General features: G+C 43.7%; 16 protein-coding genes. 10 read left to right on the top strand and 6 right to left on the bottom strand.

The annotated features are described in order from the left end of the window. Nucleotides 1-2: 2 nt before the first annotated feature. Nucleotides 3-584: a DTW domain-containing protein gene (locus C7Y69_RS01180; protein WP_013786805.1), complete on the bottom strand. Its 582-nt coding sequence runs from the start codon at nucleotides 582-584 to the stop codon at nucleotides 3-5. 66 nt (nucleotides 585-650) lie between these two features. Here C7Y69_RS01180 and C7Y69_RS01175 point away from each other — a divergent pair, with 66 nt between their 5' ends. The 3 genes from C7Y69_RS01175 (at nucleotide 651) to C7Y69_RS01165 (ending at nucleotide 3421) form a co-directional block, all read left to right on the top strand. Continuing rightward, entirely contained in the window at nucleotides 651-989 is a 339-nt protein-coding gene (locus C7Y69_RS01175) for an MGMT family protein (protein ID WP_013786804.1), read from the top strand. A gap of 72 nt (nucleotides 990-1061) precedes the next feature. Beyond that, complete coding sequence (locus C7Y69_RS01170) at nucleotides 1062-2255, top strand: HD-GYP domain-containing protein (RefSeq protein ID WP_126871538.1); 1194 nt, start codon at nucleotides 1062-1064, stop codon at nucleotides 2253-2255. A 530-nt stretch (nucleotides 2256-2785) separates the two neighbouring features. Continuing rightward, complete coding sequence (locus C7Y69_RS01165) at nucleotides 2786-3421, top strand: OmpA family protein (RefSeq protein ID WP_126871537.1); 636 nt, start codon at nucleotides 2786-2788, stop codon at nucleotides 3419-3421. Between the two features lie 30 nt (nucleotides 3422-3451). Here C7Y69_RS01165 and C7Y69_RS01160 read toward each other — a convergent pair whose 3' ends face one another. From C7Y69_RS01160 to C7Y69_RS01145, 4 genes are all read right to left on the bottom strand, one after another. Then, nucleotides 3452-3985 carry a nuclear transport factor 2 family protein gene (locus C7Y69_RS01160; protein WP_013786801.1) on the bottom strand — a complete coding sequence of 178 codons (534 nt, stop codon included), beginning with the start codon at nucleotides 3983-3985 and terminating at the stop codon, nucleotides 3452-3454. 155 nt (nucleotides 3986-4140) lie between these two features. Beyond that, on the bottom strand, nucleotides 4141-5142 hold the full coding sequence (locus C7Y69_RS01155; protein WP_126871536.1) for a LacI family DNA-binding transcriptional regulator: 1002 nt from the start codon (nucleotides 5140-5142) through the stop codon (nucleotides 4141-4143). A 78-nt stretch (nucleotides 5143-5220) separates the two neighbouring features. Continuing rightward, nucleotides 5221-6753, bottom strand: a complete 1533-nt coding sequence (locus C7Y69_RS01150) for an MFS transporter (RefSeq protein ID WP_126871535.1) — start codon at nucleotides 6751-6753, stop codon at nucleotides 5221-5223. Between the two features lie 21 nt (nucleotides 6754-6774). Further along, nucleotides 6775-8112: a GH1 family beta-glucosidase gene (locus C7Y69_RS01145; protein ID WP_126871566.1), complete on the bottom strand. Its 1338-nt coding sequence runs from the start codon at nucleotides 8110-8112 to the stop codon at nucleotides 6775-6777. Between the two features lie 516 nt (nucleotides 8113-8628). On the opposite strand from C7Y69_RS01145, the gene C7Y69_RS01140 reads away from it, so the two are divergent. From C7Y69_RS01140 to C7Y69_RS01125, 4 genes are all read left to right on the top strand, one after another. After that, nucleotides 8629-11565: a TonB-dependent receptor gene (locus C7Y69_RS01140; RefSeq protein WP_409513411.1), complete on the top strand. Its 2937-nt coding sequence runs from the start codon at nucleotides 8629-8631 to the stop codon at nucleotides 11563-11565. A gap of 160 nt (nucleotides 11566-11725) precedes the next feature. Beyond that, a complete protein-coding gene (locus C7Y69_RS01135; RefSeq protein WP_126871533.1) occupies nucleotides 11726-13414 on the top strand; it encodes a tryptophan halogenase family protein in 1689 nt (562 codons plus the stop codon). Then, nucleotides 13392-14906 carry a tryptophan halogenase family protein gene (locus C7Y69_RS01130; protein WP_126871532.1) on the top strand — a complete coding sequence of 505 codons (1515 nt, stop codon included), beginning with the start codon at nucleotides 13392-13394 and terminating at the stop codon, nucleotides 14904-14906. The genes C7Y69_RS01135 and C7Y69_RS01130 overlap by 23 nt, the downstream gene beginning before the upstream one ends. 229 nt (nucleotides 14907-15135) lie before the next feature. Further along, nucleotides 15136-15429 (top strand): DUF1330 domain-containing protein, encoded by a 294-nt coding sequence (locus C7Y69_RS01125; RefSeq protein WP_013786795.1) that lies wholly within the window; start codon nucleotides 15136-15138, stop codon nucleotides 15427-15429. A 134-nt stretch (nucleotides 15430-15563) separates the two neighbouring features. Here C7Y69_RS01125 and C7Y69_RS01120 read toward each other — a convergent pair whose 3' ends face one another. Further along, the gene (locus C7Y69_RS01120) at nucleotides 15564-16007 is read right to left on the bottom strand and encodes an SRPBCC family protein (RefSeq protein WP_013786794.1); all 444 of its coding nucleotides are present in this window, start codon (nucleotides 16005-16007) and stop codon (nucleotides 15564-15566) included. 543 nt (nucleotides 16008-16550) lie between these two features. Between C7Y69_RS01120 and C7Y69_RS01115 the strand changes: the two genes are divergently transcribed. From C7Y69_RS01115 to C7Y69_RS01105, 3 genes are read left to right on the top strand one after another with little or no spacing between them, the layout of a single operon-like run. Continuing rightward, complete coding sequence (locus C7Y69_RS01115) at nucleotides 16551-16841, top strand: helix-turn-helix domain-containing protein (RefSeq protein WP_000673265.1); 291 nt, start codon at nucleotides 16551-16553, stop codon at nucleotides 16839-16841. Further along, nucleotides 16831-18180, top strand: coding sequence for a type II toxin-antitoxin system HipA family toxin (locus tag C7Y69_RS01110; protein ID WP_013786793.1), 1350 nt, complete (start codon nucleotides 16831-16833; stop codon nucleotides 18178-18180). Before C7Y69_RS01115 ends, C7Y69_RS01110 begins: the two co-directional genes overlap by 11 nt. A gap of 48 nt (nucleotides 18181-18228) precedes the next feature. Then, nucleotides 18229-19347, top strand: coding sequence for a hypothetical protein (locus C7Y69_RS01105; protein WP_013786792.1), 1119 nt, complete (start codon nucleotides 18229-18231; stop codon nucleotides 19345-19347). Nucleotides 19348-19488 lie beyond the last annotated feature (141 nt).

Here is a 19488-nt window from a genome sequence, read left to right as displayed (position 1 = left end):
GATTAGGTCTCTCGCTGGTGGGCTTTGGGCCCTCCCCAATTCTCTTGCATAGCCTCTTGTAACTTAATGAAAGGCTGAGTATCAATATTATATAGTGTGTTTAAGGTATAGGCCGTTGCTTCAAGGGTTGATAACCCTGCACGAATTCGAGTATGCCGTATTCTATATTGTGTAGAGGGGGCGTGCTCGAAATGGAAGCTCGGTATAGACGACAACCAAGGGAATTGTTGCAATACAGCGTAAGCTTGCTTCCAGCTACCATCTATCACCAATAGTGTTTGTAGTGATGAAGCAATGTGTTCCCGCTGTGACTCAAGGGCGATACTGTTATCACTAGGGTATAAAAGTGCTGTTGATTGGACGTTACATCGTGAAGCTAATGTAGCCATTTCGCTAATACTATCAGTGGGAATTATCTCTACATCGTTAGCGCAAAGCTTAATTAATCTTGCTGTATTCTTAGCATTGGCAGATTCCTTAACGTGTTGAATTATAATAACCTTAATTGGTACTATAACCGATGAAATTGCTTCACAAATACAGGTGCTTGTAGGGTAATTGCACTTTTCACATTTAGATCTCATAGTCGTGTTTTGTATAAACCCCAGTCCTTAAACAGTTAAAAATAGTTAGAATGGATAATATACGTTATGGTTGATGTAGCGATACAATCCAAAATACTAAAAACGCTTTCAATTGTACCAAGTGGTTACGTAATCAGCTATGGGCAGTTAGCAGACCTTGCAGGTTTGCCGGGTAAAGCTAGACTTGTAGGAAAGTGCTTAAAAGGCTCTGATGTTACTACTCGATGGCATCGAGTTATAAGAGCTGATGGAAAAATAGCATTTCCGGCAGGATCTGAGCTAGCAGAAGAGCAGCGTTCTTTGCTGGTATCAGAAGGGGTCGTAGTTAGAAACCATAGAGTGAATATGAAAATTTATGGTTGGAAACCTAGTTTGTATACTTTATTGGCCGAACTAGACCAGTAGGAATATGTACTCGTGTTTGGCATAATTTATCACCAGTTGGCGTGGCGTTTTTAAAGTGGTATCTCACTCATAATGCTTAAGAAAATTACAATAAAAGACTTGAAACCAGGCATGTTTGTTCATCAAATCCTGGAGCAGAAAGGTCAACTTTCAGTTAAAAGCCAAGGACGAGTTACCTCGCAGGCGATTGCTGATGCCCTTAAAAAAAAGGGCGTGTTAACCCTTGTTGTTGATACTGATAAAGCGTTTAGCGTATCTTCAGGTGAACCTGAACCTAACAAGGAAGCGCCGGTAAGCAAAAAGGTTGCAGAGAAAGCACCTAAGGCAAGCCTTGAAAGCGAATTGACCCGCGCAACCAAGTTGCACGTTCAAGGCAAGCGAATTCAAAAGCAGTTACTTAGCAGTGTTAAAAAAGCACAGCCTTTTGATAGCAGTATTCCTAAAGAATTTTCAGCGAAGTTGGTGTCTTCAGTAGACCGTAACCCCGATGCATTATTGTGTCTGACGAAAATTCGTGAAAAAGATGACTACCTCTTAGAACATTCTTTAAATGTTGCTATATTACTGGCTAACTTTGGTCGTCATTTAGGAATGTCTGAAAGCGAAGTTCAAGATCTCTCATATTCAGGTTTTCTACATGACTTGGGTAAAATTCAAATACCGGATGAAATTCTGCATAAGCCTGGCCGTTTAACTGACGATGAAATGGACATCATGAAAGGGCATGTTAAACACGGGGTAGATTATTTAAATGAAACCGACTTAGACAAAACCTTAATTAGAACTATCAGTGAGCATCACGAGCGCTTAGATGGTTTAGGGTACCCTATGGGCACTAAAGGTGAAAACATCAGCCGTGAAGGCCGCATGTTAGCTATTGCGGATATGTACGATGCCTTAACTGCAGATAGAGTGTATAAATCTGGTATGTCGAGCCAAAAAGCGTTTTCTATATTGCTAAGCGATGCGCCGTCACGATTAGATTTACCATTGGTACAACAATTTATAAAATGTATGGGTATCTATCCGGTAGGAAGCCTAGTCCTATTGTCGAATGAACGACTTGCCATGGTTATTGAACAAACTGACTCGCCATTAGCGCCTAAAGTTAAGGTATTTTATTCTGTTCGAAATGCACATTTTCTTGAGCCAAAAGATATCGATTTAGCATCAGAAAAAAACGTTAAGGTGTCAAAAGCGGCTATTGCTTCCGATTATAAAATTGACGTGAACGCCTTTTTCGAACGCTCGGTCTCTATCGGGTAAGCACTAAAACATATTCCAATGGATATGTTCTGTACGAGTTGAGCAGAACGCTAAACACACACTGTCGTAAAAACGCGACTAAGTAAGAACGTTGCGTTTGTCTGTACCCTTTACAAACACCTTCACATTATACATCCGAACATTATTCAAACGCGGCGTGCGTAATAAGTTTGTTATCACCCGCCTATCGAAATATTACGTATCGTAGGAAGGCACTTCAAGGCTTGCACTATAAGCTGCCATTTAGCTTACGTTCAGTTAACTTCCTCTATAATGCCCTTAACGATTTTCTTTTATTGGTTACACTCATGCCAGTTAATGAATGTGGAATGCATATTGCTGTACTACTTAATAGTTAGTTAATAATTAGTGCTCGACAAATTTCGCTCAATACGTATTGGACAATAGATTGAGACGATAAATTAGTAACAGTAAAGATAGCAGTGACGCGAGCATGTAACTGTAAAGTTTAAAAGTAGGCGTAAGCTCGCCATCACTTGAAAAGTTGATAACGACGTACCGAGGATGTTATGAAAAAGAAAATAGGAATTACTTTAATTGCGGCATCTTTAGCCGTTGCTGGCTGTGCTAACGATCCATCGAACTCGCAGAAAGGTGCAGCTATTGGTGCTGTCATGGGCGCGTTGTTAGGTAAGGCGACGGGAGATAATGACAAAAGTCGCTACGCGTGGGGTGCGGCAGTTGGTGCCATTGCGGGTGGCGCGATTGGTGGATACATGGACAAGCAAGAAGAAGCGCTTCGAAGTGAATTATCTGATACCGGCGTTCAAGTAGTTCGAGAAGGCGACAATTTACGTTTGATCATGCCTGGCGATATAACATTTGCTACCGATAGTTCTTCTATCAGCCCTAACTTTAACCCCGTACTTCAAGATGTTGCCAAAGTAGTGAATAACTATGAAAAGACAGTACTGATGATAAAAGGTCATACTGATGACACAGGGTCAGAGCAATATAACCAAGGTTTATCTGAGCGCCGTGCGGGTGCGGTTAGAAATGTATTATTGAATTACAGCGTTAATTCTACTCGCATTACCACAGTAGGTATGGGTGAATATCAGCCTAAAGTGCCAAATGACACTGCGGCAAATAGATCGATGAACCGTCGTGTGGAGTTAGAGATTCAGCCGCTAACTCAGTCATAACGTTCGCTGCTAACTAATAAGAAAGGGCCTTTATTGGCCCTTTTTTCTATGCGATTTAATTTGCTCTGCAACGCTATCGGCAAGCGCATTTGGAACGGGAATGGTTAAGTGATATTGGCTTACTTTCCACTTATGGTTCTCTAATATCAATACACCGGTTCCACGTGTCACTCCTAAGCTATCGTTATCTAGAAGTTCATCGAACCACGCCACATCGCGGTTATTTGAAAAATATATATGTCTTGAATGGGGGGTATATGTCCATCCACGTCCTTTCGAAAAGTGAGGTTGTGCATAAGCTTTAAAGGCACTCATTGTCCATACCTCGCTAGCATCTGTACCAATGAAAATAGCATTGTCGCTATACAGTGAAAAGTAGCTGTCGAAGTTTGCATCGGAGGCAAATTGGTGTAGTGAATCGAGCACCTTGTTTACTTTTATCTCGTCTTCTAGCAATGGCTGAACTTTGGTATCACTATGCGGCTGTGTTGTTGAGGTCAACACCTCAGCAGCAACAGTATTCACGCAACTGAGTAATAAGATGGCGGTAATAGTTAAACGCATATATGTGTCGCTCCGAAGGACGAAAAGGTTTCACATGAAACAGTACAAATCAGTTTATCTTAAATTGAAACTGCGCCATAGAGCTGTTTACGCATTGCTTAAGTGTACTTATGCGCCCTTTAAAGGGAGTACTTATAAGGAGTTATAGCAATAACTTAGGCCTCATACGCCATAGTCGATTCTCGTATTATCAATGAAGGTTGAAACAAGGTTTGCACTTCATCTTTGTAGCCATAAACTACATTTAAAATATGACGTGCTGACATAGCAGCCATGTCTGAGATAGGGTTGCTAACCGTGGTTAGGCGTGGGAATACATGGTGCGCAAAAACGGCATCATCAAAACCCACGATAGACAAATCTTGTGGCAGGTTCATTCCTAAATCTCTGGCACAGCTCATCGCCCCTGAGGCCATCCAATCATTAGCACATACCAGTGCTGAAAAAGGCGAGTCGCCTGAAAGTAACTCTAACAAACCTGCTTTACCGTCTTCTTCGGTGTAGCTTCCTTCAAAGACTAAATTCGGGGTAAAGGCTATCCCTGCTTCTTTAAGCGCGCGCTTATGACCTGCCAGTCGTTGATTGGCATCGCACTTATCAGAAGGCCCTGATATATAAGCAATATTCTTATGGCCTAAGCTAATAAGGTGCTGCGTGGCTAAATAGCCGCCTTTTTCATTGTCTAACACAATACATCCTTCTCCCACACCATCAACTTGGCGGTTTACCAAAGAAATTGGGAGGCGAGATGAATTCAGCGTTTTTAAATACTCATCACTCATGGCTTCAGCATGCATGATAATAGCATCGCAATTACGACCAATTAGAAATTCGACCGCGTCTTGTTCGGTTTCTAAGTTATTGTGCCCTACTGTAATAATGACGTGCTTATCAGCGGCTCTCAGCGTCAACTCTACTGCTTGCATCAAGTCACCAAAAAATGGTGAGTTTAACTCTGAAACGAGAATACCTACACTATCTGAGCGGCTGGTGGCCAGTGAACGAGCAATGGAGTTGGGGCGATAGTTTAGCGCTAACATGGCTTCTTCTACCTTGGCTTTTAAGGCGGGATTTACAGTAGTTTTACCGTTCAATACCCGAGATACCGTCGACAACGAGACCCCTGCCTTATCAGCTACTTCATAGATTGTTGCCACGTATTACTTCCCCTAACTTAGTTTTCCAATGCCCATCAATACGGTGTTCGCATTATATACTGCGCATTATGCCGTTATTCAGGCAGTTGCGCTACGTCGCTTAAGTAAAGTCTCTGTTACTTCTTGTTGGCGCGCATCGGTGAGCGGATAAAGCATAATTAGGAGTGCGCCTGCTATACCAAAGCAGGCAGGTATCCAGCTCATCAATGCCTGCATGCCCGGTAAGGTTTGCGAAATGGAATCGACTTGCATGCCGTCATAACCATAACTTCCTAGTACCAACAGAACGAGAGCACCTGCAAAGCCTCCACCGGTTTTCTGTACAAAAGAGCCTGCTGAATAAACTAAGCCTGTCGCTCTTCGGCCTGTACGCCATTCGTTATAATCTGCAGAGTCGCCAAGCATGGAAAAGAATAAGGTTGGCATGATCGCAGCGAAAAACTCCGCACTACATCCCAATACAAATATGCCCGTAACAGAACCTAGTGGCACAAAGTAAATTGCACATGTAAGTGCGCTGCTAGCCAATAACGAGAGAATAAATAGCTTTTTCCTGCCCATAAAACGCGATAATGCTGACGTGGCCAATGCGCCTAATATCGATACCACCAATAAGGCAATAAAATAATATCCGGTGAGCAATTCATCACCAATGTAGTACTTAAAGTAATAGGCAATGACACCGTACTTTATGCCGTTAAACATCATAGTAAGGAAGCCCATGCCTAGCAAAATGACCCAGGGTTTATTGGTAAGTAAATCAATGATGTCTTGTTGTGAACGACTATTGCTCGCTTCAGGTCGATTTACAAGGCGCTTAATAAAGATGGATGTTATCGAAATGACCACAACGAAAGCGATGCCACTTGGCCAATTTCTATAATAGAAAAAGGCAGTAATGGCCGACAGCGGGAACAGAATTAACGGTAGCTGACGAGACAAGTCTTTTAGTTCTTGAAGTAAGCTTGCTCCGTCGTTTTGCGCTACTGGAACCCTCTCCTTGGTGGTGGCCACAGTCGTGAACATCAATGCGACTAAGAGAGTAGCAAAAAGGTACATGGCATATTGATAACCCTTTGCAGTATTACCTTCACCGAAGAACGCAACTAGCATAGGTAAGCACCCCATGACGAGCAGTCCTCCCATAAAAGCTCCAGCAAATCGAAAGCCGGATAAACTGGTTCGCTCTCGGTCGTCGCTTGTCATCACGCCCATTAGCGCTGAATAGGGTACGTTATTAACCGTGTAAGCTAAGGTTAGCCCTATGTAGGTTAGGTAGGCATAGATGAGCTTATTCGTATAAGAAAAATCAGGTGTGGTGAAACACAGCACCATGAATAAGCCTAAAAAAGGGGTAGAGCCTAATATCCAGGGTCGAAATTTACCGAGTTTAGTTTGCGTTCTATCGGCAATCATTCCCATGATGATGTCAGTAACGCCATCCGTAAGACGTACCACCAAAAAAAGCATGGCAGCGGCCGCAGCAGTTAACCCAAAGGTATCTGTGTAAAACACCGCCAAGTATGCAAGGGCGCCTCGCCAGACTAGATTAGCCGCTGCATCGCCCAACCCATAACCAATCTTTTCCCGCACACTCAACGAATGATTCACAGCGTATTCCTTTTATATTTGTTATTTACGACTAGCTAATAAACGTTGGTAAGCCTTCGCACTATTTTTAAAAGTACGTTCTTGGGTTTCGAAATCGACATAGACAAGACCGAACCGCTTTTCATAGCCCTCGGCCCATTCAAAGTTATCCATGAGGCTCCACGCGAAGTAACCACTCACTTTTACGCCTGATTCCATCGCTTCATTAACCGCGTTTAGGTGGCCAGTGTAATAGTCTATTCTATCTTCGTCGTCTACCATACCATCTTGGACTACATCTGCCATGGCAGCCCCGTTCTCGGTAATGTATACAGGTGGAAGTTTATAACGCTCATCCAAAGAAACGAGCAGTTCACGTAAAGCTTCAGGGTAAATTTCCCAACCAATATCCGTCATGGGGGCTTGGTGGGCGTGCTCGTGAAAGAGATCTTCTGCTTTATGTGGAGCATAGTAATGAAGACGGGTATAGAAGTTAATGCCAAGAAAATCTAAAGGCTGACAAATAATTTCCATGTCACCTGATTCGATGGGAGGCTTGTCACTATCTGCTAATGCCTCGATAACATAGGGATAACTCCCTTCCATCACAGGTTGCATATACCATTGATTTATATATTGATCTGCCATTTCTGTGGCGAGCTTATCGGCTTCAGAATCTGATGCGCTATAGCACGGGGTAAAATTCAACACGATACCGTTCAAAGCATGAGGCGCATTTTTTCTTAGTACCTGCATACCTAGTCCGTGGGCAAGTAAAATGTGATGGGCGGCAGCTCGACCGAACTTTCTTCCTTTTCGGCCAGGCGCATGAACACCAATTTCATAGCCTAAATATGCAGAACAAAAGGGTTCGTTGAAAGTGGCATAAGAATAAACTCGATCGCCAAGGGCTGTGGTAATTTTATCAGCATAGTTTGCGAAATCGTAAGCGGTTTGACGATACAGCCATCCGCCTTTTGCCTCTAAATACTGTGGTAAATCCCAATGGTAAAGGGTGACGAACGGTTTTATATTCGCTTCAATTAGCACATCAAGTAATTGAATATAAAAAGAAACGCCTTTTTTATTTAATTCGCCATCCTGAGTCATCACTCGAGGCCAAGATATAGAAAAACGATACGCATCTACGCCAAGTTGTTTGAGCATTTCAACATCATCGCGCCACCTAAGAATATGTTCACAAGCTACCACGCCATCAGAATTATCAGCTACTGCCCCAGGCGTGCGACAAAAAACATCCCAAATACTTTCCATTCGATTTTCAGCATCTCCCTCTATTTGAAAAGAAGAAGTCGCTGTTCCAAAGGTAAATTCTTTATCTAACATGGGGCTTGTTTTGGGTAGCTCGATGTCTTTCATCATTTCTTAGGGTCCTATTACAATTCTCGGTAATGTAGCGAGGTGAAAGTTTGAATGCGTGAAAAATAAACGCTACGGATGACTTCACCTATTTTGTTTATAGCATGAACACAACATTTTGAGAAAGCGCTTTCTTTGTAAAGTTGTTATATTTTATCTTTACGTTACAGATTCCCTGTTTACATTTGGCTGGTTGATGTTCACAGATTTCACTTGAGGGTATAATTCAAGTTTTTGATTTATAATAATAAATATAAATAAGAACAGTTATCTAATATTAAGCTTATTTTTCGTTGTGAAGTTTGTGTGAAAAAAATGTTGATCTTTAGTCTAGGATGACTTAGTTTTGAGAAAGCGCTTTCTCTTGCGGGTGTTTCGTTGGTAAACCTGAGAAAGCCCTTTCTTGGGAAGCGCTCATTACTCAGCACAACATAAGAGAGAAAGACAGTGACACATAACAAGCTATACAAATCTAAAATCGCTACTAGTCTGTCTTTAATATTGGGAACAGGCCTGATGTTCCCAGTACAAGCACAGGAAGCTAGCGAAAATGACAATATAGAAGTCATTCAAGTATCTGGGATTCGAAGCAGTGTTCAAGAATCGATGGGCATTAAGCGCGATTCAGCGGGTGTTGTTGATGCTATTTCCGCTGAAGACATTGGTAAGTTTCCTGATACAAACTTAGCAGAATCCCTTCAACGTATTACCGGTATATCGATAAGCCGAAATAACGGTGAAGGTAGCCAAATTACGGCGCGTGGTTTCGGCCCCGATTTCAACATGGTGACGTTAAATGGCAGAACGATGCCAGGCGCTGCGTTACCTAATGGCGGTAGTGTTGGTAATTCTCGTGCATTTAACTTTTCTGATTTAGCATCTGAAAGTGTCCGTGCTGTAGAGGTTTATAAAACCGGTCGCGCAAGTATAGCTACTGGTGGTATTGGTGCCTCAGTTAATATTCGTACTGCAAGACCATTCGATGCGTCTGAAACTGGCATCATGGCGAGTGTCGGTGCGAAAGCACTGCATGACACGACAAATCGCGTGGGTGACGATGTCACGCCAGAGCTGTCTGGGTTTATTAACTACTTAAACGACGACAGAGTATTTGGGGTGACCTTTACTGGGTCCTACCAGCAACGTGATAGTGCCGCACAAGGCGCATTCGTTAATGAATGGCGAGTAAATCCGTTTAATGGCACGGTACCACAATCTCCAGATCCGGCTAATCCAGATAGTGGTGATCCTATCGTTCTAAATAATGCACCAGCAATGGGGCAATTATTTGGTATCCCTTCAGATTTACGTTACTACATGGCGGACAGAGAGCGTGAGCGTACCAACGCCCAGCTTACTTTTCAGTATGCGCCAAGTGATGATCTCGTGGCTACCCTAGACTACACGTATTCAAAACAAGACTTATACGAAGCTCGTGCAGAGCAGTCGATTTGGATGGACGACCGTTACTTTACCAACCTAACCTTCGATGACAATACGGTTAAAACTCCCGTGCTGATTACGCAAGAGCGTAGAGATTTATTGCCTCGTGACTTGGGCTTAGCGATACAAGAGCTTAATCAGGTTAACGAAAATAAATCAGTAGGTTTTAACGTTAAATACTTTGCTACCGATGATTTAACGCTGCATTTCGACTTGCATAATTCTACTGCAGAAGGTCGACCAGATTCACCTTACGGTACATGGACAAACCTTGGACTTGGTGCGAACGTTGCTCGCGGTCAAGGTGTCGATTTCTCCGGCGACTTCCCTATCATGATGCTAGATTTCGACGATGTTTCTCGTACGAATCTAAATGGAAACGGCGTACTTGACCAAGACGATGTGGGTACATCAATTCTTGATATGAACTTTGCTTCACAAGAAACAGAAATTACCCAAGCTCGTATTGACGGTAGCTATGCTATGGATACCGGAAGTATTAACTTCGGTATTGAATCTCGTGCTATGGAAAGTACGTCGCTACAATCACTTACTCGTCATACCATGGGTAACTGGGGTATTGAAAATCCAGGTGAATTGCCAGCAGGTTCATTAACCCCTCTCGATTTAGCCAGTGAATTCAGCGACTTCAATACCACAGGTATGTTTTCGCAAGGGTTTACCGGTAGCGTGGCTGAAATTGGTGCCTTCGCTGCCCAAGAGTATGGTTTCGATTTACTTGCCAACAACCCATTTGCCACTAACCGGACTATTGAAGAAGATATTACATCGGTTTATTTTGAACTCGATTTATCCGGTGAACTCAATGGTATGGAATATAACTTATTGACCGGTATTCGTTACGAAAATACGGATGTCACTTCTATTGCAAATATCAGCTTACCTAGCGGTATCGCATGGGAAGGAAACAACGACTTTAACGTTCGTTTCGGTAGCGACATGGAAGATGTTGAAGTTGATTCAAGCTATGACCATTTCCTTCCTGCGTTAGATTTCGATATCGAAGTGATGGAAAATGTGATTGCGCGTTTCTCCTATAGCAAAACCATAGCTAGACCGACTTACAACAACTTAAGTGCGGCTTCTACTGTTGGTACGCCAAGTAGCCCTACCCTTCTTAGTGATGGCCCAACGGCTACGGCAAGCTCAGGTAACCCTGCTCTTATACCGCTTGAATCAGACAACGTAGATTTATCGCTAGAATACTACTTTGATGAAACCAGCTACGTATCAGTAGGTTTTTACGATAAACGGGTTAAAAACTTTATTGGTAACGAACAAGTTGAAGAGAACATATTTGGGTTGACGGACGCTACGGCAGGTCCTCGTGCACAAGCAGCTATGGACGAACTTGAAGCCCGCGGCATTCCTATCAGCGATACCTCGTTATTTAACATGGTCGCTGCAATGGAAAATGGTGTCGATTACGACTCTATGACCGACGAACAGTTCGAAGCGGCATACGACATTATTCCAAATGGTGACGATCCATTGATGACTTTCATCAATTCGAAGCCAGTGAATAACAAAAACGCCAATATTTACGGATTTGAGCTGGCTGCCCAGCACTTCTTCGGCGATACCGGTTTTGGTATTCAAGCGAACTATACAACGGTTACAGGTGATATCGGGTTTGATAACAACGCCAACCCAAGTATTACGCAGTTTGCGCTAGTCGGCTTAAGTGATACCGCTAACCTGATATTTATGTATGAAATGGATGCACTTCAAGCGCGTATTGCCTATAACTGGCGTGATAAGTTCCTAGATACGACGTCTCAATATGTGAATGAGCCAGGTTATACCGAAGCATACTCACAAATTGATTTTAGTATGTCGTATGAGGTGTCTGACGCATTAACGGTATCGTTTGAAGGGATAAACATTACCGATGAAAATATTCGTCGACACGGAAGAACTAGCGCAATGCTATGGCAACTAGATGAATTAGGCGCACGTTACGCATTGGGTGCTCGTTACACCTTTTAAATAAAGCGTACGCTTAGATGATATATGGCCTATTGGGGTGGAATGCGTTGCACCTCAATGGGCTTTTTTGTCATAGTGGATCCTAAATAAAATACTAAATTAAACACAACGCTTAGTAATAAAGAAACAAACCCCCTACACAAAATGAAAAGGGTAAACAGTGTCGAACCAACCTATTAAGCATGTAGTCATTGTGGGCGGTGGAACCGCTGGTTGGCTGTGCGCTGGAGTATTAGCCGCTAGGCTGGGTAAAAGAATAAGCAACAGAACAAATACCAATAGCAACAACCCAAACCACGCACAACACATTCGTGAAGAAAGCGCCATACACATTACACTGGTGGAATCACCTAATGTGCCGAGTATCGGCGTGGGAGAAGGCTCTTGGCCTTCCTTACGGGATACACTGCAAGAAATAGGTATTAAGGAAGCGGATTTTCTTACTTGCTGTCACGCATCCTTTAAACAAGGCTCTACTTTTGCTGGTTGGCGCAACGGCCATCAAGGTGACAAATACCAACACCCTTTCACGACACCCACAGGCTATACTGAACTTGATATTCACCGTTGCTGGCAACAGTTTTTCAGTAACGAATCGTTTGAGCAAAGCTTTTGCTTACAACCCGATATTTGCGATGCTGGGCTAGCACCAAAGCAAAGCACAACACCAGAATATGCCTACGTGCTCAATTACGGCTATCATTTTGACGCCTCCGCATTAGCGACCCTGCTTACAAACCATTGTAAAACCAGCTTAGGTGTAAAGCACACGCAAGCGCATATTGCGAACGTGGTTACACAAGATAATGGCGATATCGAGTCGCTGGTGACTGAAAACGGCGATACGATAAAAGGTGACTTGTTTATTGATTGTAGCGGTCAACAAGGGCTATTAATCGACAAACATTACCATGTGCCATGGCATTCAGTGTCGTCGGTGCTGCTAAATAACCGCGCCGTGGCCGTACAGGTGCCTTATGGCAGCAGCGACTTGTCGGCATCTGCCGATACCATTGCTTCAACGACAATCGCCACAGCCCAAACCTGCGGATGGACGTGGGATATTGGCTTGCAACACCGCCGTGGTGTGGGGCTAGTTTATGCTAGTGAGTATGCGAGTGAGGAAGATGCAGAATCTATACTGCGCGAACACTTAGCGAAGCAGTTGCCTAAAACTGAGATAGAGAACCTCAACTATAGACATTTACAGTTCGACCCAGGCTACCGAAAGCAGTTTTGGGTGAATAACTGTATTGGTATGGGTATGTCATCAGGCTTTATCGAGCCGTTAGAGGCCTCGGCAATTGCGATGGTTGAATTGGGTATTCGCATGCTGTGCGATCAGTTTCCGCAGAACCGAAAACACATGAGCCACGTGGCCACGCGTTACAATCAGCGTTTTACCTATCGCTGGGAAAGAGTTATCGACTTTTTAAAACTACACTATGTATTAAGCGAGAGAACAGAGCCATATTGGAAGGCGCAGCGAAGCGAAAACAGCATTCCAGACTCGCTAAACGCCTTACTCGATTTATGGCAGTACCAAGCCCCCTCTCGTTACGACCTTATTGAAAACGAAGAGATCTTTCCCTCAGCAAGCTATCAGTATATTTTGTATGGAATGGGTTTTCACACCAATGGCCGGCAGCTTGATAAAAACAGCGACATGGTGAATAAAGCCTTCGCGGTAAAACAGAGCTTACAACAAGGCAAACGCCAATTGCTTGCTGGATTGCCAACTAACCGCGATTTACTCACCGCCATTTCTCATTGTGTAGAGAAAGAAACCACAACAAATGATAACGACAAGAAAGAAGGACCTCGCCATGATGTCATCGGATTCCGATAATTCAAACACTTCGGGAGCGAAAACTAGCCCAGTAAAGCGTGTCGTGATTGCAGGTGGTGGCACCGCTGGCTGGATGGCGGCGACAGCGCTTTCAAAATTACTCGGCAAATCCCTTTCCATTACGCTGGTAGAATCAAAAGATATCGGCATTGTTGGTGTTGGCGAGGCGACCATCCCCCCTATTCGTACGTTCCACAAGCTCCTCGGTATAGACGAAAAAGCCTTCATGCGTGCCACCAATGCCACCTTCAAATTGGGCATAGAATTCGAAAACTGGCGAGAGCAAAATCACAGTTACATCCATTCATTTGGGGTAACAGGTCGAGAGTGCTGGGCAGGCGAATTTCATCACTTTTGGTTACGAGCAAAAGACCTGGGTTTTGGTGGTGACTTCGGTGATTACTGCACCGAATTAAAAGCCGCGAAAGAGGGTAAGTTTGCCTACGGCGAACGCATGCCAATGAACTTCGCCTATCACTTTGACGCCGTGGCCTACGGTCGCTTTTTAAAAGGGTTGGCATTAGAGGCGGGAGTGACGCATATTGAAGATGATATTCAGCATGTAAGTAAACGCTCACAAACGGGGTGTATAACAAGTATAAAGTTATCGGATGATAAAGAAATTGCTGGCGACTTATTTATCGATTGCACGGGATTTAAGGGACTTTTAATAGAAAAGGCGCTTCACACCGGGTATGAAAACTGGAGCCATTGGCTTCCCTGCGACAGTGCTTTGGCAGTACAAACCGCGTCGACGGGCGCGCCCATTCCTTATACAAAAAGTGTGGCACATACTGCGGGCTGGCGCTGGAAAATTCCGCTTCAAAATCGAGTGGGTAATGGTTTAGTTTACTGCAGCAATTATATGAGCGACGACGAAGCTAAAGACACCTTATTAAGTGCCATAGAAGGCGAGACGTTAAATGAACCAAGAATTATAAGATTTACACCAGGTAAACGTCGGTTAGGGTGGAATAAAAACTGTGTTGCATTAGGGTTAGCCAGCGGTTTTATCGAACCTTTGGAGTCTACTAGTATTCACCTGATCATGACCGGTATTGTACGCTTAATGCGCTTGTTTCCATTTGATGGAATAACCCAATCGACCGTAGATGAATACAATAATAAGTACAACAGTGAAATGGCAGCCATTCTCGATTTTATTGTGATGCACTATAAAGTGACCAACCGAAAAGACAGCCCATTCTGGGAACATTGCAATAGCATGGATATTCCCCCTTCCCTCACCCACAAAATAAACCTATTTAAACAAACTGGAAGAGTGTTTTTAGATGATGGGGATATCTTCCGCGTCGATTCGTGGACACAAGTTATGATGGGGCAAGGCGTGGTGCCAGAGCAATATCATCGGGTAGCCGATGAAATGTCTGAAACCGAACTTGAGCGGTTTCTAGCCGGCTTAAAACAACAGGTAGATAAACAGGTATCGGCGTTACCGTATCATCAAGACTTCCTTAAGAAATACCTGTAATTAATAGAGCGAAGTTGATTATCCTGTTTCACCATAAACTCATTCAATGATTAGGCTAATTATCAATTTATGGTGAACTGCTATGCTTTAGCCAACATTAAGCACTAGCGCCTAAATGAGTAGAAGATACTGCTAATCATTTTTTTACCAGTAGCCTTTACTAACAGCGCATGCACAGTTCGCCCCTTAGCGTGGTGCACAAATATTTCTTAAATAGGAAAATAGCCAGATGAAAGCTTACTCAGTATTGGATGTAATCGTTAAAGATGAGAGTTGGGTTCCAGCGTATATGGAAAGCGTGGGCGACATAGTGTCGAAACACGGTGGAGTATATTTAGCTAATAGCACTAACTACGAATTTGTAGAAGGTAGCGGTAATAAAGAAGCGGCGCGGGTTATTATCGAATGGCCATCTGTAGATGCTGGTAAAGCGTTTATGTCAGACCCAGCTTATCTTCCCCATTTAAAGGCACGTCAAGCTGGCACCATCAGTAATCACTTTTTGATTGAAGGCAAAGCCTGATATTGCGTTAGCGCAGTGTCCGCCGCATTAGTGTCGCGTTGGCTCTTCAACAATACGCCATAAGCACTATGCCGGAAGTGGGGAGATGAATTATCTATCCAAGCTCGGCCTAGTGCGAATGGAAGTGTTATCAATTAGCGTGGCATATTCCCAATCTGCTTAAGAATACTGCCGAAGGCTTTGCCGCCATTTTTTTGAATTTGCTTATCGAAATATAAACTACCTAAAACAAAAACGGTGATATGACCTACCGAGCGCCATGTCGCATGGGTTTTGCCGTCGATTTTCTTCAACGTAATTTCACCTAATTGGTGATCATAAGGAAGCGGTTTTGACTTCACCACTTTATAGCCTAATTTATAGGGAGGATCGTAAGCGACTATTTCTTCATGCAAGTTGGCCCCACCCGCAATAATCTCTCGCACAGCACCAAGACCATTTTGTTCCAACTTACCTTCAACAATAAGGTTGGATGCTTCCACGCCTTTAAATTGTGCATAGTTTGCATGGTCACTTAACGTGGCAAAAACAAAGTCTATTGGCTGGTCGATAATCCGCTCTACATGAATTGAAAACATCCACTGCCCCTGATGCATTTATTGTTATTGAGTACGACTGATTTATTCACTGCTTACTCAAATATAAAGCAACAGATATATAGCTCAAATAACCACTTTTGATTTGTAACTATAGGTTGAGGGAGGGCGCTGATAAGCACTTATGGTAAAAGCTTAAAAAAACCTCGCGATATCGCGAGGTTTCTAAGTTTATTGTTCGATTTACTAAGGGTTACTGAGCTTTATTCAATATTCTGGATCTGCTCATTGAGTAGCGGTCTAGACCCTAACAAACTCAATGAGTTATCGAAAAGAAACCGTTCAAAAATGCCTGTTTGCCCACCAAACTGCCCACCACTTGCCTATGGCTTTTACTAAATCTTAGTGGTTAGCAATGGAAAAACAGTGTCGTTTTTATGCTGCTGTTAGAGCAAAACATAGCAGTTTTGAAGGGCTTTATCGAGTAATTTTTTCAACACTTTATTTAATAATGGATACAATAATATCCACTTTATGTTTTATTTCGATATAATGGATATGACTGTATCCATTTGGCCTTTGCGGATGAAATTTACCTTACTTGATGATACCGATGTAAGCCACGCCTATGCGGCTTATTTACGTGAGTTACGAAAGCAGGCAAAGCTGTCACGAGCGGCGCTTGCTGAGCGAAGCTGCGTACCTGCGGCCACCATTAAGAAATTTGAGCTGACCGGGCAAATTTCATTTCGCCAATTGCTGTTGCTATGGCAGACCCTTGATTCGCTAGAGAGGCTCTATCAACTCACACAACCTAGCAAAGAACGGGTCACTATGCCCTCTAGTATTGATGAGGTGCTAAAAGATGAGTTTTAAACCCATTCAAAAACTCGCCGTGACTCGCACCTTAAGTTCAGGTGAGCAGGTTGCAGTAGGGGTCTTGGCGCAGAATCGGCAAGGCGTTTTTTTCCAGTATGCAGACAGCTACTTGCAGCAGTTTGGCAACTTATCACCTTTTACCTTGCATGCGAACGCGCAAGTTCAAGTCGCTCCTAAAGCGCCGCACCAAGGTGTACATGGCGTATTTGGAGATTGTTTACCCGATGGCTGGGGCATGCTGTTACAAGATCGTATTTTCCGGCAAAAGGGCATCCTACCTAATCAATTAACGGCGATGGATAGACTGGCCTTTGTCGGTGATAAAGGCATGGGAGCATTGTCTTTTTCTCCGGTGTCTGAGTTTTCAGCCACCACGCACGCGGATATTGATTTAGCGACGTTAGGCTTAGAAGCACAAACGCTGTTCGATTCTTCGATGTCAGATTATATGGATGATAATCACGATGAGTTAGATGGGCATACTCAACAGGTGTTGGCCGCATTAGTCGCCGGAGGTAGTTCGGGTGGGGCAAGGCCTAAGGCACAAATTTATATGCCTGCTGGGGAAACTCAGTATTGTCGAACCTTCGCTCAGCTTGGAGATGAGGCTTGGCTGATTAAATTTACTTCTAAAAATCTCGCGCTCGGGCATGAAGAAGGTTTGTGCGAGGCAGTTTATTTACAAATGGCAGAACTTGCTAAGTGTCAACCGCCGCAATGGCAACTCATTGAAGCACCACCTACCAGCGGTGCGCCTGCCTGGTTAGCGCTTAAGCGTTTTGATTATGTCACTGAACAGGCCGATTTAGGCAGTAATCGCAGTTCAGGTCGCCTGCATATGCACAGCGCTTGCGGGCTAATGGATGCAGACTTTCGAACGCCAAGTTTAGATTACATTGATTTAATTAAAGCCAGCCGTCAGTTGTGTAAATCGCCAGCGGCTGGACAACTGCAATTTCGCCGCGCCATTTTTAATCTGCTGTCGTCTAATCAAGACGACCACAGTAAAAACTGGGCGTTTTTGCAAGCGGATGACGGTCAATGGGATCCTGCCCCTTTTTACGATGTGACTTACAGCCCACATCCATTCAACGAACACGCCACTGTGTTCGGAGGTTATGGTAAAGCGCCACCGCTTAAGGTGATGCAAAAACTAGCGACCAGTGCGGGCTATGGGAGTTGGCATGATGCAAGGCAAGTCATTGAAGAAGTCGCAGAAGCCATCAGCCAATTTGCTTATCTTGCGACGCAGCTAGAGATCAGTAAAACAACAGTGTCTGCGATTGCTAAGACATTGGAGCAGCGCAAACAAGAAAATGCAGCGCTTTTTCAATGAAAGTAAAACAAACTTTTCAATTCACAATAAATAGATAGCAAGGTCATCGTGAGCGAATATCAATACTATAAATTTGAGCGTCTGGATGGGTATTTAGATGCTAAAGCACGTCAAGCACTCAGGGCCATTTCAAGCCGTGCCGAGATCAGCGCTACGTCCTTTCAGGTGTATTACACCTACAGTGATCTAAAGGCCGAGCCTTTTGAGCTGATGTTAAAATACTTTGATATCGGTTTTTACTATGCCGATTGGGGCTCAATCGATGTATACATCAAGCTACCAGCAGGAACGCTTCCAGATGCGTTACTTGGCTTTTCAAGTGATGGACTTCATATTCACGAAAACGATGAGTGGCAGTTGCTGATTTTTTCCCTTGAGGAGTATGATGAGTATTTTGACGATGAGCATGCTGACGACTTTTTCCAGCATTTAGCTGGGTTACGCAGCGGGTTAATGCAAGGGGATTGGCGCCTTGTGTACTTTATGTGGCTCAAAATGTTTGATTTTAATGATGACGTTGAGCGAGTGCCGTTAATTCAATTCGATTTTGAGCACTTCAGTGAAGAGGAGCAGGCGTTTGCAGCGCTGTATGATATTCCCTTAGCATTAGTTAAGGCTCTGGCCATGGTGCTGAAGGAGCAACCCAGTCACCTAGCCAAACAAACCCAATTTCAGTTTGATTCGTGGCTCCATAATCTCTCGCAAGCAGAGAAAGACACGCTTTTACGCACGCTGTTTGAGCAAGGCCAGCTAACCCGACACCAAGCCTTAGCGCTGACGCGAAAAGAACCTGTCAACACAGACGAGATCTATCAATACTGGTTAACCTCCGCCGTCATTTCTCCTTTCATTGAGCAAGCGCAAAGTCAATTACAGCAAGAGCAAGCCGCAGCACTCGCAAAAAAATTAGCTATCGAAAAAGCGGAAAAAGAAAAAGCGTTGACGGATATCTACAATCAACATGAGCACTACTGGCAGCAAGCACAAGAGCAAGCGGATCGCACTTGCGCCAGTGGTTACGATGCGGCATCAAGCTATCTGCATCAGCTGTTTGAGGCCTATCAGTTCAAAGCGGATGAAGCGGCGTTTGAACAACGTTTTAAGCGCTTTGTTGTGGCGAATAATAGCCGTAAAGCACTGTTAAATCGCTTGAGTGATTTGCTTTAAACGATGAGGCGATAGGCTGGCCAAATGACGTTAGCAAAAAACCGATTGAGGGTTGGTTGAAAGGTTGTAAGCCCACCAAAGGTCTACAAATTGTTACCTATGAAGTCACTTTGTGTAGACCTCGGGGTCTAAGCAACGCGC

The organism is Alteromonas sp. KS69 (genome assembly GCF_003989595.1).
GTDB classification, from domain to species: domain Bacteria; phylum Pseudomonadota; class Gammaproteobacteria; order Enterobacterales; family Alteromonadaceae; genus Alteromonas; species Alteromonas naphthalenivorans.
This window is presented reverse-complemented; position numbering and strand designations above follow the sequence as displayed.

Bases quoted from the DNA above. Each gene is read 5' to 3' on its own strand.
- C7Y69_RS01180 (WP_013786805.1), bottom strand. From the start codon at position 584: ATGAGATCTAAATGTGAAAAGTGCAATTACCCTACAAGCACCTGTATT.
- C7Y69_RS01175 (WP_013786804.1), top strand. From the start codon at position 651: ATGGTTGATGTAGCGATACAATCCAAAATACTAAAAACGCTTTCAATT.
- C7Y69_RS01170 (WP_126871538.1), top strand. From the start codon at position 1,062: ATGCTTAAGAAAATTACAATAAAAGACTTGAAACCAGGCATGTTTGTT.
- C7Y69_RS01165 (WP_126871537.1), top strand. From the start codon at position 2,786: ATGAAAAAGAAAATAGGAATTACTTTAATTGCGGCATCTTTAGCCGTT.
- C7Y69_RS01160 (WP_013786801.1), bottom strand. From the start codon at position 3,985: ATGCGTTTAACTATTACCGCCATCTTATTACTCAGTTGCGTGAATACT.
- C7Y69_RS01145 (WP_126871566.1), bottom strand. From the start codon at position 8,112: ATGAAAGACATCGAGCTACCCAAAACAAGCCCCATGTTAGATAAAGAA.
- C7Y69_RS01140 (WP_409513411.1), top strand. From the start codon at position 8,629: ATGTTCCCAGTACAAGCACAGGAAGCTAGCGAAAATGACAATATAGAA.
- C7Y69_RS01130 (WP_126871532.1), top strand. From the start codon at position 13,392: ATGATGTCATCGGATTCCGATAATTCAAACACTTCGGGAGCGAAAACT.
- C7Y69_RS01125 (WP_013786795.1), top strand. From the start codon at position 15,136: ATGAAAGCTTACTCAGTATTGGATGTAATCGTTAAAGATGAGAGTTGG.
- C7Y69_RS01120 (WP_013786794.1), bottom strand. From the start codon at position 16,007: ATGTTTTCAATTCATGTAGAGCGGATTATCGACCAGCCAATAGACTTT.
- C7Y69_RS01115 (WP_000673265.1), top strand. From the start codon at position 16,551: ATGAAATTTACCTTACTTGATGATACCGATGTAAGCCACGCCTATGCG.
- C7Y69_RS01110 (WP_013786793.1), top strand. From the start codon at position 16,831: ATGAGTTTTAAACCCATTCAAAAACTCGCCGTGACTCGCACCTTAAGT.